Source organism: Halomonas sp. KM007 (assembly GCF_050709225.1).
Classification (GTDB): domain Bacteria; phylum Pseudomonadota; class Gammaproteobacteria; order Pseudomonadales; family Halomonadaceae; genus Vreelandella; species Vreelandella hamiltonii.
This window is the reverse complement of the sequence record NZ_CP136131.1, coordinates 2,186,567-2,210,793: the sequence shown is the minus strand read 5'-3', so window position 1 is coordinate 2,210,793 and position 24,227 is coordinate 2,186,567. Positions and strand designations below refer to the sequence as shown.

Annotated in this window: 21 protein-coding genes; 9 read left to right on the top strand and 12 right to left on the bottom strand. The window is 60.3% G+C overall.

Annotated features, from left to right (window positions below):
• Positions 1-38 precede the first annotated feature (38 nt).
• Entirely contained in the window at positions 39-2,738 is a 2,700-nt protein-coding gene (locus tag RVM27_RS10400; protein ID WP_498956525.1) for a bifunctional diguanylate cyclase/phosphodiesterase, read from the bottom strand.
• A 217-nt stretch (positions 2,739-2,955) separates the two neighbouring features.
• Here RVM27_RS10400 and RVM27_RS10395 point away from each other — a divergent pair, with 217 nt between their 5' ends.
• Positions 2,956-4,500 (top strand): sensor domain-containing diguanylate cyclase, encoded by a 1,545-nt coding sequence (locus tag RVM27_RS10395; RefSeq protein WP_498956524.1) that lies wholly within the window; start codon positions 2,956-2,958, stop codon positions 4,498-4,500.
• On the opposite strand, the gene RVM27_RS10390 is transcribed toward RVM27_RS10395, so the two are convergent.
• The 4 genes from RVM27_RS10390 to RVM27_RS10375 all read right to left on the bottom strand — a co-directional run bounded on the left by RVM27_RS10390 (position 4,497) and on the right by RVM27_RS10375 (position 8,450).
• Positions 4,497-5,801 (bottom strand): TRAP transporter large permease, encoded by a 1,305-nt coding sequence (locus RVM27_RS10390; RefSeq protein ID WP_189464072.1) that lies wholly within the window; start codon positions 5,799-5,801, stop codon positions 4,497-4,499. The genes RVM27_RS10395 and RVM27_RS10390 overlap by 4 nt on opposite strands.
• A gap of 23 nt (positions 5,802-5,824) precedes the next feature.
• A complete protein-coding gene (locus RVM27_RS10385; protein WP_039174996.1) occupies positions 5,825-6,388 on the bottom strand; it encodes a TRAP transporter small permease in 564 nt (187 codons plus the stop codon).
• A 65-nt stretch (positions 6,389-6,453) separates the two neighbouring features.
• The gene (locus tag RVM27_RS10380) at positions 6,454-7,443 is read right to left on the bottom strand and encodes a TRAP transporter substrate-binding protein (RefSeq protein WP_039174994.1); all 990 of its coding nucleotides are present in this window, start codon (positions 7,441-7,443) and stop codon (positions 6,454-6,456) included.
• 17 nt (positions 7,444-7,460) lie between these two features.
• Positions 7,461-8,450 (bottom strand): LysR family transcriptional regulator, encoded by a 990-nt coding sequence (locus RVM27_RS10375; RefSeq protein WP_498956523.1) that lies wholly within the window; start codon positions 8,448-8,450, stop codon positions 7,461-7,463.
• 412 nt (positions 8,451-8,862) lie between these two features.
• Between RVM27_RS10375 and RVM27_RS10370 the strand changes: the two genes are divergently transcribed.
• Genes RVM27_RS10370 through RVM27_RS10360 form a run of 3 tightly spaced genes read left to right on the top strand, consistent with a single transcriptional unit; the run spans position 8,863 to position 11,257 of the window.
• Positions 8,863-9,615, top strand: coding sequence for a 5-oxoprolinase subunit PxpA (locus RVM27_RS10370; RefSeq protein ID WP_498956522.1), 753 nt, complete (start codon positions 8,863-8,865; stop codon positions 9,613-9,615).
• Complete coding sequence (pxpB, locus tag RVM27_RS10365) at positions 9,612-10,316, top strand: 5-oxoprolinase subunit B family protein (protein WP_498956521.1); 705 nt, start codon at positions 9,612-9,614, stop codon at positions 10,314-10,316. The genes RVM27_RS10370 and pxpB overlap by 4 nt, the downstream gene beginning before the upstream one ends.
• On the top strand, positions 10,313-11,257 hold the full coding sequence (locus tag RVM27_RS10360; RefSeq protein WP_498956520.1) for a 5-oxoprolinase subunit C family protein: 945 nt from the start codon (positions 10,313-10,315) through the stop codon (positions 11,255-11,257). The genes pxpB and RVM27_RS10360 overlap by 4 nt, the downstream gene beginning before the upstream one ends.
• 18 nt (positions 11,258-11,275) lie before the next feature.
• Here the strand turns inward: RVM27_RS10360 and RVM27_RS10355 are convergent, their stop codons facing one another.
• From RVM27_RS10355 to RVM27_RS10330, 6 genes are all read right to left on the bottom strand, one after another.
• Positions 11,276-13,297, bottom strand: coding sequence for a PhoX family protein (locus tag RVM27_RS10355; protein ID WP_498956519.1), 2,022 nt, complete (start codon positions 13,295-13,297; stop codon positions 11,276-11,278).
• A 103-nt stretch (positions 13,298-13,400) separates the two neighbouring features.
• Entirely contained in the window at positions 13,401-13,688 is a 288-nt protein-coding gene (locus RVM27_RS10350) for a HipA N-terminal domain-containing protein (RefSeq protein ID WP_498956518.1), read from the bottom strand.
• Positions 13,689-13,725: 37 nt separating this feature from the next.
• The gene (locus RVM27_RS10345) at positions 13,726-13,938 is read right to left on the bottom strand and encodes a helix-turn-helix domain-containing protein (protein ID WP_498956517.1); all 213 of its coding nucleotides are present in this window, start codon (positions 13,936-13,938) and stop codon (positions 13,726-13,728) included.
• A gap of 273 nt (positions 13,939-14,211) precedes the next feature.
• Positions 14,212-16,365: a catalase/peroxidase gene (katG, locus tag RVM27_RS10340; protein WP_498956516.1), complete on the bottom strand. Its 2,154-nt coding sequence runs from the start codon at positions 16,363-16,365 to the stop codon at positions 14,212-14,214.
• 336 nt (positions 16,366-16,701) lie between these two features.
• Positions 16,702-18,147, bottom strand: a complete 1,446-nt coding sequence (locus RVM27_RS10335; protein WP_039174945.1) for an NAD(P)(+) transhydrogenase (Re/Si-specific) subunit beta — start codon at positions 18,145-18,147, stop codon at positions 16,702-16,704.
• 16 nt (positions 18,148-18,163) lie between these two features.
• On the bottom strand, positions 18,164-19,735 hold the full coding sequence (locus RVM27_RS10330; RefSeq protein WP_498956515.1) for an NAD(P) transhydrogenase subunit alpha: 1,572 nt from the start codon (positions 19,733-19,735) through the stop codon (positions 18,164-18,166).
• Between the two features lie 380 nt (positions 19,736-20,115).
• On the opposite strand from RVM27_RS10330, the gene pqqA reads away from it, so the two are divergent.
• The 5 genes from pqqA to pqqE all read left to right on the top strand — a co-directional run bounded on the left by pqqA (position 20,116) and on the right by pqqE (position 23,631).
• Entirely contained in the window at positions 20,116-20,187 is a 72-nt protein-coding gene (pqqA, locus tag RVM27_RS10325) for a pyrroloquinoline quinone precursor peptide PqqA (RefSeq protein ID WP_081136035.1), read from the top strand.
• Between the two features lie 92 nt (positions 20,188-20,279).
• Complete coding sequence (gene pqqB, locus RVM27_RS10320; RefSeq protein ID WP_498956514.1) at positions 20,280-21,203, top strand: pyrroloquinoline quinone biosynthesis protein PqqB; 924 nt, start codon at positions 20,280-20,282, stop codon at positions 21,201-21,203.
• A gap of 65 nt (positions 21,204-21,268) precedes the next feature.
• Positions 21,269-22,057, top strand: a complete 789-nt coding sequence (gene pqqC / locus RVM27_RS10315) for a pyrroloquinoline-quinone synthase PqqC (RefSeq protein ID WP_264017562.1) — start codon at positions 21,269-21,271, stop codon at positions 22,055-22,057.
• A gap of 31 nt (positions 22,058-22,088) precedes the next feature.
• The gene (gene pqqD / locus RVM27_RS10310; RefSeq protein WP_212636725.1) at positions 22,089-22,391 is read left to right on the top strand and encodes a pyrroloquinoline quinone biosynthesis peptide chaperone PqqD; all 303 of its coding nucleotides are present in this window, start codon (positions 22,089-22,091) and stop codon (positions 22,389-22,391) included.
• Entirely contained in the window at positions 22,384-23,631 is a 1,248-nt protein-coding gene (gene pqqE, locus RVM27_RS10305) for a pyrroloquinoline quinone biosynthesis protein PqqE (RefSeq protein WP_081136000.1), read from the top strand. The genes pqqD and pqqE overlap by 8 nt, the downstream gene beginning before the upstream one ends.
• A 14-nt stretch (positions 23,632-23,645) precedes the next feature.
• On the opposite strand, the gene RVM27_RS10300 is transcribed toward pqqE, so the two are convergent.
• Positions 23,646-24,185, bottom strand: coding sequence for a rhodanese-like domain-containing protein (locus RVM27_RS10300; RefSeq protein ID WP_230478459.1), 540 nt, complete (start codon positions 24,183-24,185; stop codon positions 23,646-23,648).
• Positions 24,186-24,227: the final 42 nt, after the last annotated feature.

The following is a 24,227-nucleotide window of genomic DNA, read 5'->3' as shown; positions in this document are numbered from 1 at the left end:
GGGTATGCCATGGATGATGACAGGACGATGACGCGCGGCTAGCCCTGGCGGCTTAGCCAGGTGGCGGCAAACTCAGCCGCCGGCAGAGGCCGCCCAAACCAATACCCCTGAGCCTGATGACAGCCCAGTTGTGCCAGCAGCTCGGCCTGGGCCTGCTGCTCGACACCCTCGGCCAGGGTTTTCATGCCCAGCGCGTTGGCCATGGCGATGATGGTCTGCACGATGGCGCGATCATGGGGATTGTCCAGCATGTCGCGCACGAAAGAGATATCGATTTTCAAGGCATCCGCCTCGAATCGGCGCAAGTAGGAGAGTGACGAATACCCGGTACCAAAGTCATCGATCAACAGCGCATACCCCGCCTGACGCATGGCCTGGGTAATCATGACCGCCTGGTCCGGATCCCGCATGAAGTCGCTTTCGGTCAGCTCCAGGGCCAGCGCTTGCGGCGGCACTCCTTGGGTGAGCCGCGCGACGTGCTCGGTCAGCCGTGGGTCGGCAAACTGCTGGGCGGCCATGTTGATCGACAGCCGCCCAGGCAGCGGAGTGCCCGCCACCTGCCAGTCCGACCACTGACGCGCCGATGCTTCCAATACCCAATCGCCCAGCAGGCGGATCAGCCCACGCCGTTCGGCAAGGGGGATGAACTCGCCGGGGCTGACCCAACCCCACTCCGGGTCATGCCAGCGGCAGAGCACTTCGGCACCGGTCAGTGCATAGGTCTCAAGGTCTACCTGCGGCTGAAAGTAGAGTTCCAGACGACGCTCGATGATGGCGCGGTGCAGGCGTTCGGTCATCCACTGCTGGCGCTCCAGCGTGCGGCGCATGGTCTGCGTATAGGGAGATATGCCCGCATCGCGCTGCTTGGCATCGTGCAGCGCAATGCTGGCGGCGTTGAACAGCTCGGCGGGGGCGGCCACGTCGCTGGGGTAGCGCGCGAAACCGATGCTGGCATCCAACTGAAACTCACGGTGCTCCAGATGAATCGGGTGCCTGATGGCCTCGATCACTTGCCTGATGAAGGAATCCAGTGCGACTCCCTGATGCTGCGGCAGAAGTAGTGCGAACTCATCGCTGGAGAGCCGCGCGCAGTGGCCGCTCAGGTCATGCAGTTGCTGGAGACGCCTGGCGACGGTGGCCAGCAACGCGTCTCCCACCTGATGGCCATGCAGGTCATTGATCTCCTTGAAACGACGCAGGTCCAGCAGCACCAGCGTCAGCGACTTACGCTCGCACTGGGCCTGGGCGCCCAGCGTCGCCAACTGCTCCATGAAATGGGCGCGATTGGGCAGCTCGGTGATGGTATCGATGTAGGCCAACTGGTGAATACGGCGATGATCTCGGCGCCGCTCTAGCTCGGCCGCCGCACCGGTCGAGAGTATTTGCAGTACCGATGTGGCAAAGGCATTGGTGGACAGCGGCTGTCGGTAGAACACCATCATGACCCCAATGGCATCGCCCTGGGCATTATCCAGCCGCCTCCCGATCCAGGCCTCGGCCCTCAGGGCATTACCCGGCAGCCAGTAGTCAGCGCCGTGCAGTTCGGTACTTTCCTGTTCGAGGACCACTCGTTCTGCGGGCGTGCCAGGCAAGGCAAAGTGCTCGCTCGCTTGGGCCTGGCCGTCCACGACCAGACTGACCAGACTGGCGGTGCGTACCGGCATGGCATCGGTTGCATCAGGCAAGCCTTCGCCAGGCAGAGGGGGCTCCAGCAGGGCAATCAAGCCTGCATCTGCCTCCAGCAGGCGCGTCAGGGTCGTGATCAGCTCAAGGAAGTAGTCATCCCCGATCCGCGAGGTCACCGTGGACGCCACCTCCACCACGGCTTGCTGTACCCGCTGTGACACTTGCTGATCGGTCACATCGGTGATGAAGCCTTCAAAGCAGAGCGGCTCGCCGCTCTGCGCATAAATGGCCTGGCCCTGCTCCCAGACCCAGCGTTCTCGGCCATCGCGATGCCGCAGCCGATAGGTCACCCGAAAAGGGCAACGCTCTTCGATGGCTTTCTGCGAGGCAGCCACCAGAAGCGGAAAGTCATCTGGATGCACCAGCTCAGCAAAGCTAATGACACGGCTCCCCACTAGCTCATCCGGGTGATATCCCGTCAGAGCGGTGGCGCCCTGGCTCGCCAGCAGCATGGTCCAGTCACGGTCGTTTTGGCACCGATACGCCATGCCGGGCAGGTGATTGAGCAGGGTATCCAGACGCCGCTCGCTCTCTTTGGCTGCCAGCTCGCTTGCCTGCAAGGCGCTTTCGGCTTGGCGACGGCCCAGCTCAGCCCCCGCCTGGGCTGCCGCAATACGCAGGATTTCGTTCTCAAGCCCATCGAATGCCCGTGGCCGATTGCTCAATACCGCCATGATGCCTATGGCCGCGCCATCGGCAGCAAACAGCGGCAAGCCCATGTAGCTCTCGGCGCCCAACTGCACCAGCAGCTCATCCTCCGGAAAAAGCGCCTGCACGTTGCAGGGGTAGAGGCAGGGTTGGTGGCCCACGACGGTTTCGCAGGGTGTCCCCGTCAACGAGTAACGGATATTGCCTGCGAGCGCGCCGCTTGACCACACGGACAAGGTTTCCGCTATATTAGGCTCTCGGATCACAGCAATCAGGGCATGCTCCACTGCCAGCAGGCGCGCCAGCTGTTCCACCAGCGCGTCGAAGAAGGAGGGCCGATGGCTATGCCCAAGCCCCTCTGCCAGTTGGCGAAACATCTCTGCTGCTTCTTGTCTGGTGTGCATCACGGCACTCGCTTGTGTCATTTTTAAGCAGCTCGGCTTTGACTCTTTTTAACCTGAATTCAGGTAAAAAAACACAGTGACATTTGCAGCATAAACCAGGGTCTTAGGGATATAAGCTGTACCACCGTCATATCGGTGCGGCGTACACTATGGTAAACAATAGCTTTCCCTATACGATAAGTCGCCCACTCCGCTGTTCGGCGTACGAGGAGATCACATGACGGGCTCAGCCGCCATCAGCGACGCGTTCTACCATGAGCTTGCCAGTCAGCTCCCCCCTACCCTGGGGAGCACACTGCAGAAGTGTCAGGGGCTTCCGTCACTGCCTGCCGTTGCCATGCGTGTCCTGGAAGTTGCCAGCACGGCTGAGGCGACCCTGACGGACTATGCCACGACCATCGAACATGACCCTGCCCTGACGGCCAGAGTGCTGAGCGTGGCCAACAGCGTGCACTACCTGCGCGCCAGCCAACCGCCCTTGACCTGTTTCGAAGCGACCCAACGGCTGGGCACCGATGCCACTCTGGCAACGGTGCTCAGCTTCAAGCTATTTGAACAGCACAACGGTACGCCTAGCCAGCGCCTTTATTGGCAGCGCGCCTTTACGGCGGCCGTTACGGCCAGCTACTTCGCCCAACAGCACTGCCCTGAACAGGCAGGACGGGTGTTCACAGCCGCGCTGTTGCAGGACATTGGCATGCTTGCCTTGCAGAAAGCCTTCCCGGCAGATGCGGAGCCTCTTTATGGTCATGAAGGCGTGACACATCAACAGGTCATACAGGCCGAGCAATGCCTGTTTGGCTGCGATCACGCGCTGGTGGGTGCATGGCTACTGTTGAAGTGGGGCGTACACGAGACACTGGCGCGTAGCGTGTATGAAAGCCATGGTCCGCTGGATACCGACAACCTGGCGGATCTGTGCATCCGTTTGTCGGGTCTGGTCGCCGATGCCTGGCTATCCCCCGCCCCCTCTCAGGCGTTGGCGCTGCTGATGCGCCAGTCAAACCTGATGAAGCTACCTGAGCCGTTGGCCCTTGATACACTGCTCACGTACCTACAGCAAACGTTACCACCGCTGTCTCAATCGCTAGGCATTCCGCTGGCCCTGGCCGTGGATAGTTTCTCGTTGATCGAGCAAGCTCAGCAGCGCTTGTTCGAGCACACGCTGATGCTCAGTACCCGTTTGGAAGCACAGCAAAAAAGCAGTGAAGCGCTACTCAACGATTACACTCAGCTCGAACAGCGCAGCCGCATCGATCCGCTGACTCAACTTGCCAACCGCGCCTGGCTGGAAGAACAACTGCGTGAGCGCTTCGCGCTATGCCGTGCCCAACAACGCACGCTCTCGGTCGTATTCATCGATCTGGATCACTTCAAGGTGCTGAATGACCGCTACGGTCACCAGGCAGGAGATCAGGTGCTTGCCCAGTTCGGCAGTACGCTGTCGGCCTTGACTCGGGCGGGTGACCTGGCGGGCCGCTATGGCGGTGAAGAGTTTCTGGTCCTCCTCCCCGACGAAACGGCCAGGGCAGCCGAATACTTTGCCGAACGGATAGCTCAACGTTTGCAGGCGTCCCCCATGGTTCAGGTGGGCCATGAGTCTCTGTACATCTCTGTCTCGATCGGTATTGCGTGTCTCGACGATGGCGAGTTTGCCAATGAAAGAGAGATGATCGACGCCGCCGACCAGAGCATGTACGCCATCAAGCGCGCTGGTCGGGGCGGTATTGCCGTATATGGGCGTGATCTTCCCTCTCGTTAACGATTCATCGCCTGGGGCAGGTACAGCGCAATTTCAGGGAAGATATGCATCAAGGCGATTGCCAACAGCATCAGCAGAAAGAACGGTAGCGTTGCCTTGGTGATGGTCAGGATATCCTTGCCGGTAAGCCCCTGGATCACGAACAGGTTGAACCCGACGGGCGGCGTGATTTGCGACATCTCCACCACGATCACCAGATAGATTCCGAACCAGATCAGGTCGAAGCCTGCCGCACTGATGACGGGCATGATGATCGCCGTCACCAGCAGAATCAGGGAAATGCCGTCCAGGAAACAGCCCATCAGCAGCAGCAGTACCGTCAGCGCAATCAGCAGCATGGTGGGCGACAGCCCCATTTCCCCAATCGCACGGGCCAGCTGCATGGGCACCTGAGTAAAGCCCATGGCCGAGGTCAGGAACGAGGCCCCGGCAATGATGAAGGCGATCATGCACGCCGTCCGCACCGCCGCAAACAGTGAGCTGGTGAAAATGGCTCGGTTGAAATGACCATTGAAGTAAGCAATCACCATCGACAGCACGACCCCCACGGCGGCGGCTTCCGTCGGCGACGCCAAACCACCGTAAATGGACACGATGATACCGCCGATCAGCAGCAGTATCGGCATGAGCGCCCAGGTGTTGCGCAGCTTTTCCGCCAGGCTCATGCTCGATTCGTCAGCACCGGTCAGCTGCTCCCGGTTGCCCTTGAGCAGCGCCCAAAGCACCAGATAGGTCATGAACAGTGCCAGAATCATCAGGCCCGGCCCGATACCGGCCATGAACAGCCGTGAGATCGACTGCTCCGTCACTACGCCATACACGATCAGCACGATGGAAGGAGGAATGAGCAGGCCCAGGGTGGACGCACTGGCCAACGTACCAATGGCCATATTGCTGTCGTAGCCTCGACGTTCCAGCTCCGGCAGCGTCATTTTACCGACCGTGGCACAGGTGGCTGCCGACGAACCGCACACCGCCGCGAACATGCCACTGCCGATGATATTGGTATGCAGCAGACGGCCCGGCAGGCGGTTCAACCAGGGCGACAGGCCACGGAACATGTTGTCGGCCAGCCCCGAGCGAAACAGAATCTCGCCCATCCAGATGAACATGGGCAGCGCCGTCAAATCCCAGCCATAGCTGGCACCCCAGAAATCGGAGGCCAGAATCGGCCCCGGTGAAAACGGGCTAAAAAACTCCAACGCGATCCACGCCGTTCCGATCAGCGCAAACGCGATCCACACCCCACTGCCCAACAGCAGCACCAGGGTAAACATCGTCACCAAGCTAAGTAGTAGCACAGGAATTCTCCAGAGTAGCCGAGCTAGGGCATCTCGCTGTCATCGGTGGCCGTCGCTTCGCGGAAGCTGGACGGGTCGCGGGCGGCAATGCGCAGCGCCGTGATCAGCGCTTCCAACAGCGCCAGACACAGTAATCCCACCCCCGTGGCTAACACGGTTTGCGGAATCCACAGCGGAATGGCCATGAACCCCGACGAGACATCGTTGTATTGCAGGCTTTCCCTGGCCAGTTCGATCAGCCCGTACCCCAGCAGCAGGCTGATGGCCAGCGCGACGATGAGACCGAAGACTTCAAACCAGACGCGAATGGCGGACGGCAGTCGCGAAATCAGCAGGGTGACACGAATGTGTGCGTGGTGAACGAAGGTGTAGGCCAGCCCCAGAAAGGTGGCGCCGACCAGCAGGTAAGAGGCCATTTCCGAGACCCCAGTAATGCTGATGCCCAGCCGCCCCAGGCCCACCAGCACCAGCAGTGCATCCACCAGCCGGAAGGTGACCTGCAGGGCGATCAGCGCACAAATCGCCACCATGCACGCGGCGGCTCCCCAGGCACCCAGGCGGTAGAGTTTGTCGAATTTAAACGTCATGTTCGCATGTCTCGCACAGTGCGCAGAGAAGAAGGGGCGGTCACACCGCCCCACGTGGAGCCAGATTATTCGCCGCGCTGGGCTTGATAGGTTTCCAGCGCTTGTTCGGCTTCATCATCGGCACGGGCCAACCAGTCGGCAAACAGCGCATCGCCTGCTGCCTGCAACGCCGCAGCCACGGCCTCATTGGGCTCGGAAACGCTAATGCCGTTGGCTTCGAGCGCCGCCAGGCTGGCCTCGTTGTTATCGCGGCTCATCTGCCAGCCACGCTCTTCGGCACGGGCTGCCGCTTCCATCAGCGCCTCCTGGGTGGCCTCGTCCAGACGATCAAAGCTGCGCTGGCTGATGAACACGATGTTCTTCGGTAGCCACAGGTTGGCATCGGTATAGTCCGAGACATAGTCCCAGGCGGCCATGGAGTTACCGGTCGAGCTGGAGGTAATCATGGCATCCACACGGCCGGTGCTGAACGCCGTGGGGATGTCCGACTCTTCGGTTTCGGTGGGGCTGCCGCCCAGGTTGTTGACGAAGCGCTGGGTGTTGATATTGGGCGCACGCACGCGCAGTCCTTCGAACTGTGCCGGGTCGGTCAGCGGTTTGGCGGTATAGATTCCTTGGGCGGGCCATGCCACGGCGTAGAGCGGAATCAAGCCCTCGTAAGCGAACAACTCCGTGATCATCGGTTTGGTCGCTTCCCACAGGGCGTAGGCATCGTCGTAACTACCGGCGACGCCTGGCAGGGTGTCGACCTCGAAAATCGGGTCATCGTTGGAGAGTACCGACAGGAACACCTCACCGGCATCGATGGTGCCACGGCGCACTGAAGGCTTGATCTCACCATGCGATACCAGCGAGCCGCCGCTGTGTACCGTGATGGTCAGCTCACCACCCGTGGCCTCGGCCACGTCTTCGGCGAACTGTTTGGTGTTTTGAGTATGGAAACTGGCATCGCCGTAGGGCGTGGCCATGGTCCACTGGGCAGCTTGCGCCGTGGCAGCGGCGGCAAGACTACAGGCAGTGGCCAGCAACAGCGGAGTCGCAAAACGTGTACGCATGGGAATGATCCTTTTGTTCATATTGATAGGGATGATGCAACGGGGTGGGAAGGAAGCACGCCAGGGGTCACCCAGCGGCCGGTAGAAGCGGTATGACGAATGTCGCTCTGCTTGTCATGGGCATAGCCCCGTGCGCACTCCTGGGCCAGACGGCCCACGCTGCGGCAAAACCGGGAGTGGTTGGCCGTGCGCCAGATGACGTCGTAGTGCATGGCAGGCAGCGGCGCGGGCAGCGCCAGCCGGTACAGCTCGCCCCGCTGCCACTCCTCCAGCACCGTGGCCACCGGCAGGGCACCGATGCCCAGCCCTTCCACGGTGAGCCGCACGATGGTCATCAGCGTACTGACACTATGGATACGCGGCTGACGAACGCCCTGGTCGCTCAAGTAGCGCAGCAGCTCTTCATAAGGGCGCGCCAGCTTGCCAAACGAGATGAACGGCAGGCTACTTGCCCAGGCACCGGGGTGCTCGCCCAACAGCCGCGCATGACGGGGCGACACGAACATGCCCATTTCATAGGGGCTGAGGGTGTCGTACTCGATTTGTTCGGTGGGCAGGTAGCCGTTCATGGCCAGCAGCACATCGAGCTCATTGGAGAGCAGCCGCTCGTTGAGCGCCGGGGAGTAATCCACGGTCAGCTCGATGATCAGCGCAGGGTAACGCGCCGTGAGCTGCTGCATGAACGTGGGGAACCAGCTGTGGGCAATGGTTTCGATGGTGCCCAGCCTCAGCGGCGCCGAAAACGTTTCGTCGTTGTCGAAGAGCTTGAGGGCTTCCTCGCGCTGGGCCAGCAAACGCTCTGCATGGAGATAGAACTCGCGGCCGCGCATGGTGGGCTGAATGGGGCGCGCCGAGCGCTCCAGCAGGATATCGCCCACGCTGTTTTCCAACCGCGAGATACGTTCGGACACCGACGGCTGAGTGATGTGCAAGCGCAAGGCCGCCTTGCGAAAGGATCCCAGCTTGACCGCCCAGACGAAGGCGTCCAGTTCCTTGAAATCGAGCATGATGCCTAACCAGCCATATCGAGACAGCCACAGAATGCCACGCCGCAGGGCAAGCACAGGGGGCTGTATGAAGCATGTATTTTCAACGCGTCCGGGCAATGCCGGATGCGCTGTCGCGGGGCTGGCGACGACCGCATGATGCACTCCTGGGAAATCACTCGTGGGCGGCCATTGTTCTGCGTCGCGATGACGTGTTGCCGAATCCTGCCTGAGCGTTTCTTTTATGTTTTTTTGAGGTGCTTTATTTAGCTGATAATCGTATCGCGCCCTAGCGTCAACCATTTTTCCACTAAATAACAGCATGATAGGAAGGGCCGATATTAAGTATCGCTAAAAACGATTGGCACTTGATATCGCGTCTCCATATATTGATTTGCACAATCAAAAACATAATCCATCTGCTGGAGGTGCTATGGCCATTCCCCTTCTCAACTGCGACATGGGCGAAAGTTTCGGCAACTGGTCGATTGGCTTGGACGCAGACGTCATGCCCTACGTCGACTGCGCCAACATTGCCTGCGGCTACCACGCTTCCGACCCCCATGTGATGCGCAAGACGGTGGCTCTGGCGGTCCAGCACGACGTGAAGATCGGTGCGCACCCGGGCTACCCGGATCTCATGGGGTTTGGCCGCCGCTCCATGGCCTGCACGCCGGATGAAGTGGAAGACATGATGCTCTACCAGATCGGCGCGCTGGCGGGCACTTGCCAGGCAGAAGGCACCGCGCTGAGCTACGTCAAACCCCACGGGGCCATGTACAACGACATGGCCGCCAACCTGGCGCTGCTGGAAGGCGCCATGCGCGCCGTGAAAGCCTTCGATGCCCGCCTGCCGCTGATGGTGATGGCCACTGCCGACCCAGCGCCGCACCGTCAGCTAGCGGAAAAAATGGGCGTCACGCTGTGGTTCGAGACCTTCGCTGACCGCGCGTATGAGGCCAACGGCCATCTGGCCTCTCGTCGCCTGGCGGGGGCCGTGCACCACGACCAGACCACCATCGTCGCCCAGGCGGTTGCACTGGCCAAAGGGGAAGCGCTCACCGCCCGAGATGGCAGCGCCTTGCAGTTGCCCTGCGACACGCTCTGCGTGCATGGCGACAACCCCGAATCCGTGGCTGCCGTGCGCGCCATTCGCGAGGCCTTCACGGCGCTGGAGTCCGCGTGAAACTACGCCTGGAAACCGCCGCCATGGACGCCTTGACGGTGCGCCTGTTCGACGCCATCGATGAACGCAATATGGCCTGGATCATGGCCGCCGACGAGGCGCTACGCCGCGCCTTTGCTCATGCGCTGATCGACCTGATTCCCTCGTACACCACTCTGCTGGTGCACTACGATTGCCAGAAGCTCACCTTTACCCAAGCCACGACGCTGGTGCGTAGCGCGCTGCACGATCTCACCCCTGCCGACACCCAGCAGGGGCAGCTGCACGAGATTCCCGTGTGGTACGACGAAAGCGTTGGCCCCGAATTGCCCATGGTGGCAACGCGCGCCGGGCTCAGCGTCGATGCCTTGATCGAGCGCCACTGCAGCCACGATTACTGCGTGTTTGCGCTGGGCTTTGCCCCTGGCTACGGCTTCATGGGCCTGGTGGATAAGGCCATTGCCACGCCACGATTGAAAACGCCCCGTCGCCGCGTCGCGGCGGGCAGCGTCGGCATTGCCGACCGACAAACGGCCATCTACCCGCTGCTTTCCCCGGGCGGCTGGAACATTCTGGGTAGAACCGCCGTGCCGCTGTTCGAGCACGCCAAACGCGGCGAGCCGCTGCTGCGCCCCGGCGATAAAGTACGCTTCAAGGCGATCTCAAGAGCCGAGTTCGAAGCGGCCGGAGGCGACACCACCCCGCTGGAGGAGCGCCCATGAGCCAGCCCATGTTGACCGTCAAGCAAGCCGGGCCGCTGGCGCTGATTCAGGATGCAGGCCGCTTCGGCGTTGGCCACTTGGGCGTTACCCAGGGCGGTGCCGCCGACTGGATCGCCTTCCGCTGGGCCAACTGGCTGCTGGGCAATCCCCTGCATAGCACTGCCCTGGAAATCGTCATGGGCGGCAACCTGACCCTGGTGGCCAACCGCGACGTACGTCTCGCCCTGACCGGGGCCGACCTGGCCACCACACTGGACGGCCAGCCCCTTGCCCCCAACGCCAGCTTCCTGATGCAGGCGGGCCAGACGCTGGTTTTTCGTCAGCCAAAGCAAGGCCTGCGCGCGTATCTCGCCTTCCCTGGCGGGCTGGATGCACCCGCCGTGCTGGGCAGCCGAGCATGCACCGCCCGAGAGCAGATCGGCGGGCTGCATGAAGATGGCCAGCCGCTCAAGGCGGGCGATACGCTGACCTGGAAAGGCATTTCGGCGTCGGTGCGCACGCTGCCCGCCCACGCTGAGCTGCCAACGGCTGCGATTTCCAGCACGCCGCAAACGGTACGGCTCGATATGGTCCTGGGCTCCCAGGCCGCCCACTTTGCCGGGCGCAGCCTGTTCGATGCCTTCAACCAGCCCTGGACGGTCGACCAGCGCGCCGACCGCATGGGCATTCGGCTCACCGGCAAAGCGCTGAACAGCCGCCTGGGCGGCATCGTTTCTGAAGGGATTCCGTTAGGTGCCGTGCAGATTCCTCCCGATGGCCAGCCGATCATCCTGATGAACGACCGCCAAACCATTGGGGGCTACCCGCGTTTGGGTGCCCTCACGCCCATGGCCTGCGCCCGGCTGGCACAGTGCCTGCCGGGTACAGAAGTGCGTTTGCAGCCTATCAGCGCAACCCAGGCGCAGGTGGCGTATCGCCGCCTGCTGGATGCCTGGTTGTGAGGGCGTTGAAAACCGCACTCACGCGCCGATAATGCCGCCATCTTCACGGGTAATGACCAGCGTGGCAGAACGCGGGATGGCGCTGCCGCCCTCCGGCCAGTGGCTGGTGAAGCGGCCTTCGGCAAAGGCTTCTTCGGTGGTGGTGGCGCCGGGGTGCTGGACGTTGACGAACATGGTGCGCTGGTCTGGAGTGGTCACCACGCCGGTGATTTCCTGGCCCACAGGCCCGGTCAGGAAGCGCTTGATCTCGCCGGTTTCCGGGTTGGCGACCAGCATCTGGTTGTTGCCGAAGACTTCGTAGATACCGGTGTTCATTTCGGATTCGCTGATGTCGGTCTGTATCCATACCCGCCGGTCGGCATCGATCCACAGGCCGTCGGGGCTGGCAAAGATGTTGTCTTCTACCAGCGCATTGCCCGCCAGGTCGCGGCTATCGTCCTGGTCGCCTGCCAGCACGAACAGGTCCCAGGCAAAGCGCTCGCCTGCGTGAGTGCCCTCTTCCTGCCAGCGGATGATATGGCCAAAGCTGTTGTTGGCACGCGGATTGGCGGGGTGCTCGTCGCCCTCTGCGCGACGCGTATTGTTGGTCAGCGTGAAATAGACGTCGCCGGTTTGCGGGTCGACGGCGCCCCACTCCGGGCGATCCATCTTGGTGGCGCCCACATGGTCGGCGGCACTGCGCGTATTGACCAGGATATCCGCCAGGTCCGCAAAGCCATTCTCGGGCGTCAGGCCGTTCTGGCCGGGGGCCAGCGCCAACCACTCGCCGCTGCCATCATCGTTGAACCTGGCCACATAAAGCGTGCCTTCATCCAACAGACTGCCATCCGCCGTCGCGGCGTCGAAGGGGCGCCGTGAAACGAACTTGTAGATATACTCGAAACGGGAGTCGTCCCCGGAGTACGCCACCACGGGCTGCCCTTCCACCGCAGGGGCAAAGATGACGCCTTCATGAGCAAAGCGCCCCAGGTGGGTACGCTTGACCGGCACGGAATCGGGGTTCATCGGGTCGATTTCGACCATCCAGCCAAACGCATGGGGTTCGTTACGGAAGTCCTCTGCCGGGCTGGCTCCCCGGCTACTGGCATCGAAGCGGCTGAACTGATCGCTCTGCTGATCGGCGCGGTGCCATTGATAACGACCGGTGTCGCGGGTTTCGATCCCGTAGCGCGCTTGGCGCCGATCGATGTCGGTATCCGTGTTGGCAAAATAGCCCGCCCAGTTCTCTTCGGCTGCCAGGTAGGTGTTCCAGGGCGTGACCCCGTGGGCACAGTTGTTCAAGGTGCCACGCGTCATCAGACCTTCCGGGCTGTACTGGGTAATGAGGTGTTCCGTGCCCGCCACCGGGCCCGAGAGCTGCATGGGCGTTTGGGCGGTAATGCGGCGATTCAGGGCATCCTGCACCACTTCCCACTCGCCTTGCTCATTGGCACGAACGCGCACGACACTCACGCCATGGGCATTCATCTCCTTGATCACCTGATCGGCATCGCGGCTGCCATCTTCATGCTGAGGAAAGGCATCCCGGTCCAGCGCCAAGCCACTGGCCGCCGCGTGCAAAAAGCGTGGTTCCACGTATTCATGGTTGAGCACCAACAGACCGTCGGTGGAGCTGCCGTTCAGCGCAAAGAAGTGCATGCCGTCGTGATGGCTGCCCACCTGATGCGCCTGCTCTTCCCCGGAAGCCGCCAGGCTGAACGCGGGCATGTCACCCGTGATGGGCGTCCCCCAGGGAATGAAGCTCTGCACGCGATAGCCCTCAGGCACCACGACGTTATCGGCAGCGCTGATACCTACCGGGTTGAATCCCATGGTGGGTGAACCCGCGCCCGCATTGGCGGCCAGCGCTTGCGTCAACGGCAGCTTGGTCGCCATCAGGCCCGCGATCACCGTTGCCAGCCCCCCTTTTATGACGCCTCGGCGGCTCAAGCGCCGCTCCAGAATGTCGCCAAAATAGGCATTGCTGGAACGGTTGCTGAGCGGCTCATCCCCCTGAGCCATTACGCTATCGACACTGCCTGCCACGGTTTTCTTCGTCATGATGCATCTCCCTGATGAGCGGCCCACTGCTGGCTTACCCAGTTGCTTGCTTATATGAGAAACAGCCAATATGGCTTGCTCAGCAGCATCGGCGCGCAACATGTCATGCTCGTGACAGTTGGGTGAAGGTTTGACGAAGCCTGAATAGCACCTGAAATTTTGCCTGCATTCTGGCGCGAATCGCTTCGGAGTCGGGCAGCAGGTTATCGAAGAAGTTGTAAACCACCGCGCCACGATAGCTTGCCGAAGATAACGGCATGGATAATGAAATAGCGCGTGCGCCGGGGCGGTCTAGCCATTCAGGCAGATAGCGGAAAGCCATGGCGCCGGAACGGCCAAGGCTGAGTCGGCCTACCTCGATACCGTTGAGTGCTACCGTCAGGTTAGCCACTGGTTACCACTCCTCATCCCACACCTGTTCACTTTGCTTACTCTCTCTTTGCCACATGTAACTCTAGTCCGAGGGCAGCCATCAGTTTGAAGAGCGTTTCAACGCGGCTTTTTCCCGGATGATTCTCGAAAGCGGAGACGGTGGCTTGTTTGATGCCGACCTGTTCGGCGGCATCTTTCTGGCTCATGCCATTATGGGAGCGGGCTTCTTTCAAGGCCTTGGCCAGCATATCGGGTGAGGTAATTTTCATGGCTATGTCTCAGAACGATGTCTCAGAACGATGTCTCAGAACGATTCCTCAGGACGGCCCCTTGGATCTATCCCTTTTAGCGGATAAGACGCATTTTATCCTCTGCAAAGGATTTTTCGCAATTATCCGTTGTAGAGGATTTCTTGATATGTCTGTTGGCCGTAGCATGTTCAGAGCACCTCAGAAAGGACTTTGGCACGTAAAGACTCGAGGGCTGCAGATACAAAAACCCCGCATCTTGAGATGCGGGGTTTTTGCTGGCACTAACAGTGATTACGCGACGTCAAAGCGATCCGCATTCATCACCTTCGTCCAGGCGGCCACGAAATCCTTGACGAATTTCTCGGCGTTATCGTCCTGGGCATACACTTCGGCGTAGGAGCGCAGCAGCGAGTTGGAGCCAAACACCAGGTCCACCCGAGAAGCGGTCCATTTCACGGCACCGGTCTTGCGGTCGCGAATTTCGTAGGTGTTGCTGCCCACCGGCTTCCAGGTGTTGGCCATATCGGTCAGGTTGACGAAGAAGTCGTTGGTCAACTGGCCTTCACGGTCCGTGAAGACGCCATGCTTGGTGCCACCGTAGTTGGTGCCCAGCACACGCATGCCACCCAGCAGCACGGTCATTTCCGGGCCTGTCAGGCCCATCAGCTGCGCACGGTCGAGCAACATCTCTTCCGGCTTCACGATGTACTCTTTCTTCTGCCAGTTGCGGAAGCCATCAGCCAGCGGCTCCAGCGGTGCGAAGGAGTCCGCATCGGTCAGCTCGTCAGTGGTGTCGCCACGGCCTTTCAGGAAGGGCACACGGATATCGTAGCCCGCCGCCTTGGCAGCTTGCTCGATACCGACGCTACCCGCCAGCACGATGATATCCGCCACGCTGGCACCGGTGTCGGCTGAAACCTGCTCGTAAACGCTGAGCACTTTGGCCAAACGCTCGGGCTCGTTGCCCTGCCAATCCTTTTGCGGTGCCAGACGAATACGCGCGCCGTTGGCGCCACCGCGCATGTCGGAACCACGGTAAGTACGGGCACTGTCCCAGGCCGTCGCGACCATCTCGCCGATGGACAAACCGCTGGCCGCAATCTTCTGCTTGACGACTTCTTCACAGTAGTCGGTGCTGCCTGCGGGCACCGGGTCTTGCCAGATCAGGTCTTCCGCCGGTACTTCCGGGCCGATGTAGCGCGCTTTCGGGCCCAGGTCGCGGTGGGTCAGCTTGAACCAGGCCTTCGCGAAGGTCTGCTTGAAGTACTCCGGGTCCGCCATGAATTTTTCACAGATGGCGCGATACGTCGGGTCCATCTTCATCGCCATGTCCGCATCGGTCATGATCGGGTTATGGCGAATGGAGGGGTCGGTGGCGTCGACCGGCTTGTCTTCTTCTTTGATATCGATCGGCTCCCACTGATGGGCACCGGCGGGGCTCTTTCTCAGCTCCCACTCGTAGCCGAACAGCAGGTCGAAGTAACCCATGTCGAATTTCGTCGGGTGAGTGGTCCACGCCCCTTCGATGCCCGACGTGACCGCCTTGCTGGCTTTACCGTCCATGTGCGGGTTGTTCCAGCCAAAGCCCTGGTTTTCGACGTCGGACGCTTCGGGCTCGGCACTCAGCGCACCGGCATCGCCATTACCGTGGGCCTTGCCCACCGTATGGCCACCCGCCGTCAGCGCGGCCGTTTCTTCGTCGTTCATCGCCATGCGAGCAAAGGTTTCGCGCACTTGCTGGGCGGTCTTCAGCGGGTCGGGCTGGCCATTCACGCCTTCCGGGTTTACATAGATAAGCCCCATCTGGACGGCCGCCAGCGGGTTTTCCATGGTCTCGGGCTTGTCGACATCGCCGTAGCGCTCGTCGGAGGGCGCCAGCCACTCTTTCTCGTCGCCCCAATAGATGTCTTTTTCCGGCTCCCAGATGTCCGCACGGCCAAACGAGAAGCCGTAGGAGGGCAGACCCATGGACTCATAGGCCACGGTACCTGCCAGGATCATCAGGTCGGCCCAACTGATCTTGTTGCCGTACTTTTTCTTGATCGGCCACAGCAGACGACGCGCCTTGTCCAGGCTGACGTTGTCCGGCCAGGAGTTGAGCGGTGCAAAACGCTGGCTGCCAGTGCCACCGCCCCCACGGCCATCGGCGATACGGTAGGTGCCTGCGGAGTGCCACGCCATACGAATCATCAAGCCACCGTAGTGGCCCCAGTCGGCTGGCCACCACTCCTGACTATCGGTCATCAGCGCATGAACGTCTTTTTTCAATGCGTCGAAGTCGAGCTTGCGCACTTCTTCACGGTAGTTGAAGTCTGCGCCCATCGGGTCTGATTTATGATCTTGCTGATGCAAGATATCCAGGTTCAACCCTTCCGGCCACCAGTCCTTGTTAGAAGTACCAGTCGATGTGTTGCCGCCATGCATGACAGGACATTTACCGCTCATAGCTCTCTCCCTTATTGCTCTATGCCTTGGAATGACCAAGGGAACAAGTACAGTGCATCTGCGCTGAAGGCGATGATTGCTGGCGCCTCGGATGCATTATTGATGTGTCACAGTTTTATAGCACCTTGCTAATAGCCACAATTTGCATTTTCTGACCAACTCAATAGCTCTCGGCTATTGGAAATCATTTCAAGCGTGCCAATGCCTAGGGCATCGAACGCGCTCCATCATCTCTTTCCAAGATAGCCACTATCAAGTGCATGTCACGATCTTCATCAACACCCGCCAACAAATCGGGGAGCCCATGGGCTCCCCGAGTTCATCTTCCAGCGTTACTCATCCTTCGACCAGCGGTAGCAGGGCATTCACGCTATCCCGTGCATCGCCGTAGAACATTCGCGTGTTCTCCTTGAAGAACAGCGGGTTCTCGATGCCCGAGTAGCCGGTGCCCTGGCCACGCTTGCTGACGAACACCTGCTTGGCTTCCCACACCTTGAGTACCGGCATGCCCGCGATGGGGCTATTGGGGTCCTCTTCGGCGGCGGGGTTCACGATGTCGTTGGAGCCGATGACGATGACCACGTCGGTGGTGGCGAAGTCGTCGTTGATTTCGTCCATTTCCAGCACGATATCGTAGGGCACCTTGGCTTCCGCCAGCAGCACGTTCATGTGCCCCGGCAAACGCCCAGCCACCGGATGAATCGCAAAGCGCACGGTTTTACCCGCAGCGCGCAGCTTGCGTACCAGGTCGCTGACCGCCGCCTGCGCCTGCGCCACGGCCATACCGTACCCGGGCACGATGATGACACTGTCGGCGTCGTTCAAGGCCGAGGCAACGCCGCTGGCATCGATGGCCACCTGCTCGCCTTCGATCTCGGCGGCAGGCCCCTGAGTGCCCCCAAAGCCCCCCAGAATCACGCTGATGAAGTTGCGGTTCATCGCCTTGCACATGATGTAGGAAAGAATGGCCCCGGAGGAGCCCACCAGGGCCCCGGTCACGATCAACAGGTCATTGGAGAGAGTGAAGCCCACTGCCGCCGCCGCCCAGCCGGAGTAGCTGTTGAGCATCGACACCACCACGGGCATGTCCGCCCCGCCGATGCCCATGATCAGGTGGTAGCCAATGAAGAACGCCAGTGCCGCCAGCAGGAGCAGTGTCCAGAAGCCCGCGCCATTGAGGTACAGGATCGCCAGCAAGAGCGACAGCGCCGCCGCTCCGGCATTGAGCCTATGTCCACCGGGCAGTTGGCGAGGTTTGCCATCCACCTTGCCAGCCAGTTTGCCAAAGGCCACCACGGAGCCGGTAAAGGTCACCGCGCCGATGAAGATGGCGAACACGACCTCGATCTGCAGAAAGGTCAGCTCGTCCGGTGCCTTGGTGGCCACCAGCGCAGCAAACGCAGAAAACTCCTGCATCACGCCATCGGCAGCCCGCGCGGCCATCACTCGGCGACGCTCCAGGTCGGCACTCCAGGCCACGAACACCGCCGCCAACCCGACAAAGCTGTGCAGCGCCGCGACCAGTTGAGGCATTTCGGTCATCTCGACCTTGCCCGCCACGTAAATCCCTATCCCTGCGCCGATCACCATCATCGGGATCAGCCACCCATAGCCGCCAATACCGGGGCCGAAGGCGGTGAACAGCACCGCCACCGCCATCCCGACGATGCCGTACCATACGGCACGTTTGGCCTTTTCCTGGTTGCTCAGCCCACCCAACGAAAGAATGAACAGCACGCTGGCCGCAATGGCCGCGGCAGATACGAACCCTTGTCCTAGCATATCGTTTCTCCGCCGCTCAGGATTTCTGGAACATGGCCAGCATCCGGCGTGTCACCTGGAAGCCACCCACGATATTGATAGACGCGATCAGTACCGAAATCGCCGCCAGTACGCTCACCACACCGCTCCCCGACCCCATCTGCAGGATGGCCCCCAGGATGATGATCCCGGAAATGGCATTGGTCACCGCCATGAGAGGCGTATGCAGCGAGTGGCTCACGTTCCAGATCACCTGGAAGCCAATGAAGCAGGCCAGCACGAAGACGATAAAATGCTGCATGAACGACGCTGGCGCGACTTGCCCCAGCAGCAGCATCACGGCACCGCCTGCCGCCAACAGGCCGACCTGGCGTTTGGTCTGTGCTTTGAAAGCCGCCTGTTCGGTGGCCTTCCTCTCTTCCGGCGAGGGCTGCTTCTCTTTCTTCTTCGGCTTGGCCGCGCCAATGGCTTTGACCTTGGGCGGAGGTGGAGGAAAGGTGATTTCCCCCTGGTGGGTCACCGTGGCCCCACGAATCACATCGTCATCCATATTGTGGTGGAGCACGCCATCCTTCTCCGGCGTCAAGTCACTGAGCATATGGCGAATGTTGGTGGCATACAGCAACGACGCCTGGGTGGCCATGCGTGAGGGGAAGTCGGTATAGCCAATCACCACTACGCCGTTATCGCTCACCACGCGCGCATCGGGCTGGGTGAGGTCGCAGTTGCCGCCCTTTTCGGCGGCCAGATCGACGATCACCGAGCCGGGTTTCATGGCCGCCACCATGTCGTCCAACCACAGTTTGGGCGCGGGTTTGCCAGGAATCAGTGCCGTGGTGATGACGATGTCCACCTCGGGCGCCTGCGCGCGGAAACATGCCAGCTGCTTTTCCCGAAACTCAGGGCTGGAGGGCGAGGCATAGCCACCGCTTTCCGCGCCGTCCTGGGCGTCTTCGAAATCGAGGAACAGAAACTCGGCGCCCATGGACTCGATCTGCTCGGAAACTTCCGGGCGCACATCGAAGGCGCGCACCACAGCCCCCAGGCTGGTAGCGGTTCCGATTGCCGCCAACCCCGCCACGCCCGCCCCGATCACCAGCACCTTGGCAGGGGGCACCTTGCCCGCAGCGGTCACCTGGCCAGTAAAGAAGCGGCCAAAATTGTTGCCCGCCTCGATCACCGCCCGATAGCCCGCAATGTTGGCCATGGAAGAGAGCGCATCCATCTTCTGGGCCCGAGAAATACGCGGCACCATGTCCATGGCAATCACGGTGGCACCCTGAGCTTTGCAGGTTTCCAGCAGCGCCGCGTGTTGGGCTGGCCAGAAGAACGCGATCAGCGTTTGGCCTTCGCGCAGCCGCTGCGCCTCTTGCTCGGAGGGCTCCCGTACCTTGACGACCACGTCGGCTTCTTGCCATAGCGCCTCGGCATGTTCGACCACGGTGACGCCAGCCGCCCGGTACGCCTCATCACTGAACCCGGCCCCAGCCCCCGCACCCGCTTCTACCAGGCACTCATGGCCCAGCTTGTGGAGCTGCTGCGCGCTGTCCGGCGTCAGCGCGACCCGCGCCTCGCCTTTAGCACTCTCTTTTGGTGCGCCTATTTTCACACGCGTTCTCCCTGGTTAGCCCATTTCCAGCGCCAGTACCAAAACGCTTACGTTTTCACCCCTGGCCATTGAGCGCTGAACCTTACTGCTAGCGCAAGTGATTACGCCAGATAGCAGTCTAGGATCTAACGCGGCGACCGCCAGTTACTATTCAACCTTGGATTCAACTGCGTTGTTTAACTACAACATTCACTTGAATTGGCATCAATCCCCACCAAAAGGGCGAGAAAACTACTCCCAAAGTACCGCAGGCAGTTTGCCCTACCAGTGATTAACTGAAGAAGTGGGTAGGGCAAACACGATGAACTGCCACCAACTCCCATATCAACACTCGCATGAACACTCACAACAACATGATTAACAACGCAGGAGAGTCTCTTATGTGGACCAAACCGACCTATCACGATATGCGCCTTGGTTTTGAAGTAACGCTGTATATCTCTACCCGCTAATCTCTAGCAACCGAGCCGCGGCCCCTGTCTTTAACAACTCGTTTTTACTGGGCAGGGGCTTTCACTGCAGCACCAACGTAGGAGGCCAGCCTATGCAGGTTTTAGTTCTTGGGGCTGCCGCAGGCGGCGGCTTTCCCCAGTGGAATTGCAACTGTTCGAACTGCTATCACACTCGCCAGGGCAGTGCCGACCATCAGCCGCGCACCCAGTCATCGATCGCGTTAAGCGTGGATGGCAAACAGTGGTTGCTATGCAATGCATCCCCTGACATTCGCGCCCAGCTCAATGCTAATCCGGAATTATGGCCAAGCGAGCTGCGTGGCAGCGGTGTTCGCGGCGTGCTGCTGGTGGATGCCCAGATCGACCACGTCACCGGGCTACTTTCACTAAGAGAGGGCTGCCCGCTGGAGGTATGGTGCACGCCCAATGTGCATCGCGATTTATCTACCGGCTTTCCACTCTTCCCGATGCTGGAGCACTGGGGCGGACTGCAGTGGCAGCCGATTGGGTTGGAAAATCAGCAGGAAGTTACTGAATTTTCGATTCCCTTTCTACCCGATATCACACTCACCGCCTTTGCACTACACAGCAATGCCCCACCCTACTCACCACGGCGCGGCGCACCCTCCTGTGGCGATAATTTAGGGCTGTATATAGTCGACCGCCGCAGCGGCAAGTCGCTTTGCTATGCCCCTGGGCTTGGCAACCCAACACCGCTGGCGATGCGTTTCTTAAACGCTGCTGATGTGGTGATGGTCGATGGCACCCTGTGGGAAGACAATGAAATGCAGACACTCGGCGTTGGCACCTCAACAGGCCAACAAATGGGTCATCTCGCGCTCAATGGCAACGGCGGTATGTGTGAGCTGTTGAGCGAACTACCCAGCAGCACGCGGCGCATTTTGATTCATATCAACAACACTAATCCGATATTGGACAGCGCAAGCGATGCAGCGAAAACGGTGCAGGCCGCAGGCATCGAAACCGCTTACGACGGTATGAAACTTACCCTATAGCCGACCTGTTTCTTTATAGAGCACTGACATCAGCAGCACTAACAATAACAATCAGGAGATAGATCATGGCGCTGACAGCGATAACGCCCTGCGCTTCTACCACCCCGCTCAGCCGGGAGGCGTTCCGTGAAGCGCTAATGAGTAAAGGGCAGTACTACCACCTTAACCACCCCTTTCAGCAGGCGATGGCCAATGGCGAACTTACCCGAGAGCAGCTGCAGGGCTGGGTGGCTAACCGCTTTTACTACCAGCTGATGATTCCCCAAAAAGATGCCGCGCTGCTGGCCAACTGCCCCGATGCCGCTACCCGCAGGCGATGGGTACAACGCCTGCTTGACCACGACGGCCACGCTGAAGATGAAGGCGGAATTGAAGCCTGGTTGGCGCTCGGTGAAGCCGTAGGGCTACCGCGTCATACGCTGCTTTCCCAGGAGCGTGTGTTACCCGGCGTGCGCTTTGCAGTTGATGCCTACCGCCACTTTGTCGCCCGCGCGCCCTGGCAGGAGGCAGCGATCTCATCGCTGACTGAACTGTTTGCGCCACTTGCCCACCAAAACCGCTTGGATACCTGGCCCCAGCACTACCCATGGATCAACGAGCAGGGCTATCGCTATTTCCGCAAGCGGCTCAGCGAGGCCCGCCGAGACGTTGAGCATGGCCTGGAAATCGCCTTAGGTGTATGTACGACCGTGGCGCTGCAGCAGCGCGCGCTGGACATTCTGCAATTTAAGCTCGATGTGCTGTGGAGCATGCTGGATGCCATGACCATGGCCTATCAGTTAGACCGCCCGCCTTATCACACCGTCACCCGCGAAGCGGTATATCACCGTGGGCTTGAGCACTCACATTACTAGGCCATGATCGACCAGCGTTGGGGAATTCACCATGTCACAACAACTCGCCATGTCACATCACGATATTTACCAGCTGCGACGCGGCTGGCGCTTACAGTGGGAAGCCATTCAGGGCTGCCACGTTATTCTCTACCCCGAGGGCATGGTCAAGCTCAGCGCGACTGCCGGCGCGATTCTTGAACAGGTCGACGGCCAGCAAACTATCGGCGACATTATCGCCACCCTACAGCAGCGCTACCCAGGCGCAGAGACCTTAGCAGACGACGTCGTGCAGTTTATCGATGAAGCCCGCAGCAACGGCTGGCTAGCTGTGAAGGAGGTGCATTGTGGCTAATAAAAACAGGCTCAATCAACATTCAGCCAACCCAGCCGCTGAAGCGACCTCACCGCCTTTATGGCTGCTGGCGGAACTCACCTACCGCTGCCCGCTGCAGTGCGCTTACTGCTCTAACCCGCTGGCCTTTACCCGCTACCAAAACGAGCTGGATACCGATGCGTGGTTTAGCGTACTGCGCCAAGCCAGGGCCATGGGGGCGGCTCAGTTAGGGTTTTCCGGCGGCGAGCCGCTGATTCGCCAAGACCTGGAAGCGCTAGTAAGTGAAGCACGCACGCTTGGCTTTTATACCAACCTGCTGACCTCCGGCGTGGGCCTCACTGCCCAGCGGGTAGACGCCCTGGCAGAAGCAGGTCTGGATCATATCCAGATTAGCCTACAAGCTGCCGACCCCGAACTGGCCCAGGCGCTGGCAGGCTCTGCCAAGGCTCACGCCAACAAGCTGGCGATGGCCAAAGCCGTCAAATCGGCAGGCTACCCCATGGTGTTGAACGTGGTGCTGCATCGGCACAATATCGATCAAATTGGCGACCTGATTGCGCTTTGCGATGAGCTAGGCGCAGATGCGGTTGAACTGGCCAACTGCCAATATTACGGCTGGGCGTTTTTGAACCGCCAAGCGCTGATGCCCACCCGTGAACAGCTGATACGTGCCGAAGCGGAAACCAACCGCTGGCGTGAAACACTCGCGGCGCGTGGCCGCGATATGTCATTGCTGTTTGTGGTGCCGGACTACTTTGAACAAGCGCCTAAAGCGTGCATGGGCGGTTGGGGCAGTATTTTTATGACCGTTGCTCCAGATGGTGCCGTATTGCCTTGCCATAGCGCCAGGGAGCTGCCGATGGCGTTTCCCAACGTCAAAGAGACATCACTGCAGGACATTTGGTACCAAAGCGATGCCTTCAACCGTTTCCGCGGCACCCAGTGGATGCCGACGCTTTGCCAACAGTGCGACGATCGCGATAAAGACCATGGCGGCTGCCGCTGCCAAGCTTATTTGTTAACCGGTGATATGAACGCCACTGACCCCGTGTGCCAACACTCTCCTCAGCATGGGTTGTTAGAGAGCCTGATCACAGAAAATGCCACAATCACTTCTGATCAAGCGACCCTGATTCCCCGCAATGCTCGCCAGTCAAAGCTGTTGCAAACAAAGCAGTTGCAGGGTCAGGCTGAAAGTCAGAGTGGCTTGGCAGCGCCTTCGCCCCGCCAACCACCCGAGCTGATTTATCGGCAATAAACCTAGTTAACCTATTAAGGCTCGCAGGTAGCTCGCTCAGCATGAGCGGGCAGCTGCGGGCAAACAGCGGCTAACGAATGACCGCTCGCTTGCCAGCCATCCACCCCATTGGGGTACCAATACAGCCCTTCATAGCCCATTGCCTCAGCACGCCGGGCAGCGTTCCAGGAAAGCCAGCAGTCAGCCCGGCAGAAAAACACCAGCGGTACCGCCTCTGGATGCTCGCGAAACGCATTAAGTGCATCGCTGAAATAGTCGACCCACGCATCTTCCAGCGCAGGAGCGCCAACGTTGGGCAGCCAAACGCTATCAGGAATGGTGAGATGAGGGCTATCCTGTAAAAACAGGCCGTCGCGCCAGGGCAGTGCATTAACATCTACCAGTATCACAGGCGATGCGTCCACCAGGGATTGAAAGGCATGGTCATCTAGCACGGTGACTCCCGGTAACGCAGCCGTCACAGGAGCCTTGAAAGGCGGTAACCGGTAGCCTTCTTGGTTGAAAGACGCTGACTGGTGAAAGGGGGCTGAGGGCTGTTCAGCCCCGGCTAGCATACTGAACAGCCCGCCTGCCCAGACACCCCCTATCCAGATCCC

Excerpts from the sequence above, each read along its gene's own strand:
- RVM27_RS10400 (WP_498956525.1), bottom strand. The coding sequence starts at position 2,738 with ATGCACACCAGACAAGAAGCAGCAGAGATGTTTCGCCAACTGGCAGAG.
- RVM27_RS10395 (WP_498956524.1), top strand. The coding sequence starts at position 2,956 with ATGACGGGCTCAGCCGCCATCAGCGACGCGTTCTACCATGAGCTTGCC.
- RVM27_RS10385 (WP_039174996.1), bottom strand. The coding sequence starts at position 6,388 with ATGACGTTTAAATTCGACAAACTCTACCGCCTGGGTGCCTGGGGAGCC.
- RVM27_RS10380 (WP_039174994.1), bottom strand. The coding sequence starts at position 7,443 with ATGCGTACACGTTTTGCGACTCCGCTGTTGCTGGCCACTGCCTGTAGT.
- RVM27_RS10375 (WP_498956523.1), bottom strand. The coding sequence starts at position 8,450 with ATGCTCGATTTCAAGGAACTGGACGCCTTCGTCTGGGCGGTCAAGCTG.
- RVM27_RS10370 (WP_498956522.1), top strand. The coding sequence starts at position 8,863 with ATGGCCATTCCCCTTCTCAACTGCGACATGGGCGAAAGTTTCGGCAAC.
- RVM27_RS10360 (WP_498956520.1), top strand. The coding sequence starts at position 10,313 with ATGAGCCAGCCCATGTTGACCGTCAAGCAAGCCGGGCCGCTGGCGCTG.
- RVM27_RS10355 (WP_498956519.1), bottom strand. The coding sequence starts at position 13,297 with ATGACGAAGAAAACCGTGGCAGGCAGTGTCGATAGCGTAATGGCTCAG.
- RVM27_RS10345 (WP_498956517.1), bottom strand. The coding sequence starts at position 13,938 with ATGAAAATTACCTCACCCGATATGCTGGCCAAGGCCTTGAAAGAAGCC.
- katG (WP_498956516.1), bottom strand. The coding sequence starts at position 16,365 with ATGAGCGGTAAATGTCCTGTCATGCATGGCGGCAACACATCGACTGGT.
- RVM27_RS10335 (WP_039174945.1), bottom strand. The coding sequence starts at position 18,147 with ATGCTAGGACAAGGGTTCGTATCTGCCGCGGCCATTGCGGCCAGCGTG.
- pqqB (WP_498956514.1), top strand. The coding sequence starts at position 20,280 with ATGCAGGTTTTAGTTCTTGGGGCTGCCGCAGGCGGCGGCTTTCCCCAG.
- pqqC (WP_264017562.1), top strand. The coding sequence starts at position 21,269 with ATGGCGCTGACAGCGATAACGCCCTGCGCTTCTACCACCCCGCTCAGC.
- pqqD (WP_212636725.1), top strand. The coding sequence starts at position 22,089 with ATGTCACAACAACTCGCCATGTCACATCACGATATTTACCAGCTGCGA.
- RVM27_RS10300 (WP_230478459.1), bottom strand. The coding sequence starts at position 24,185 with ATGCTAGCCGGGGCTGAACAGCCCTCAGCCCCCTTTCACCAGTCAGCG.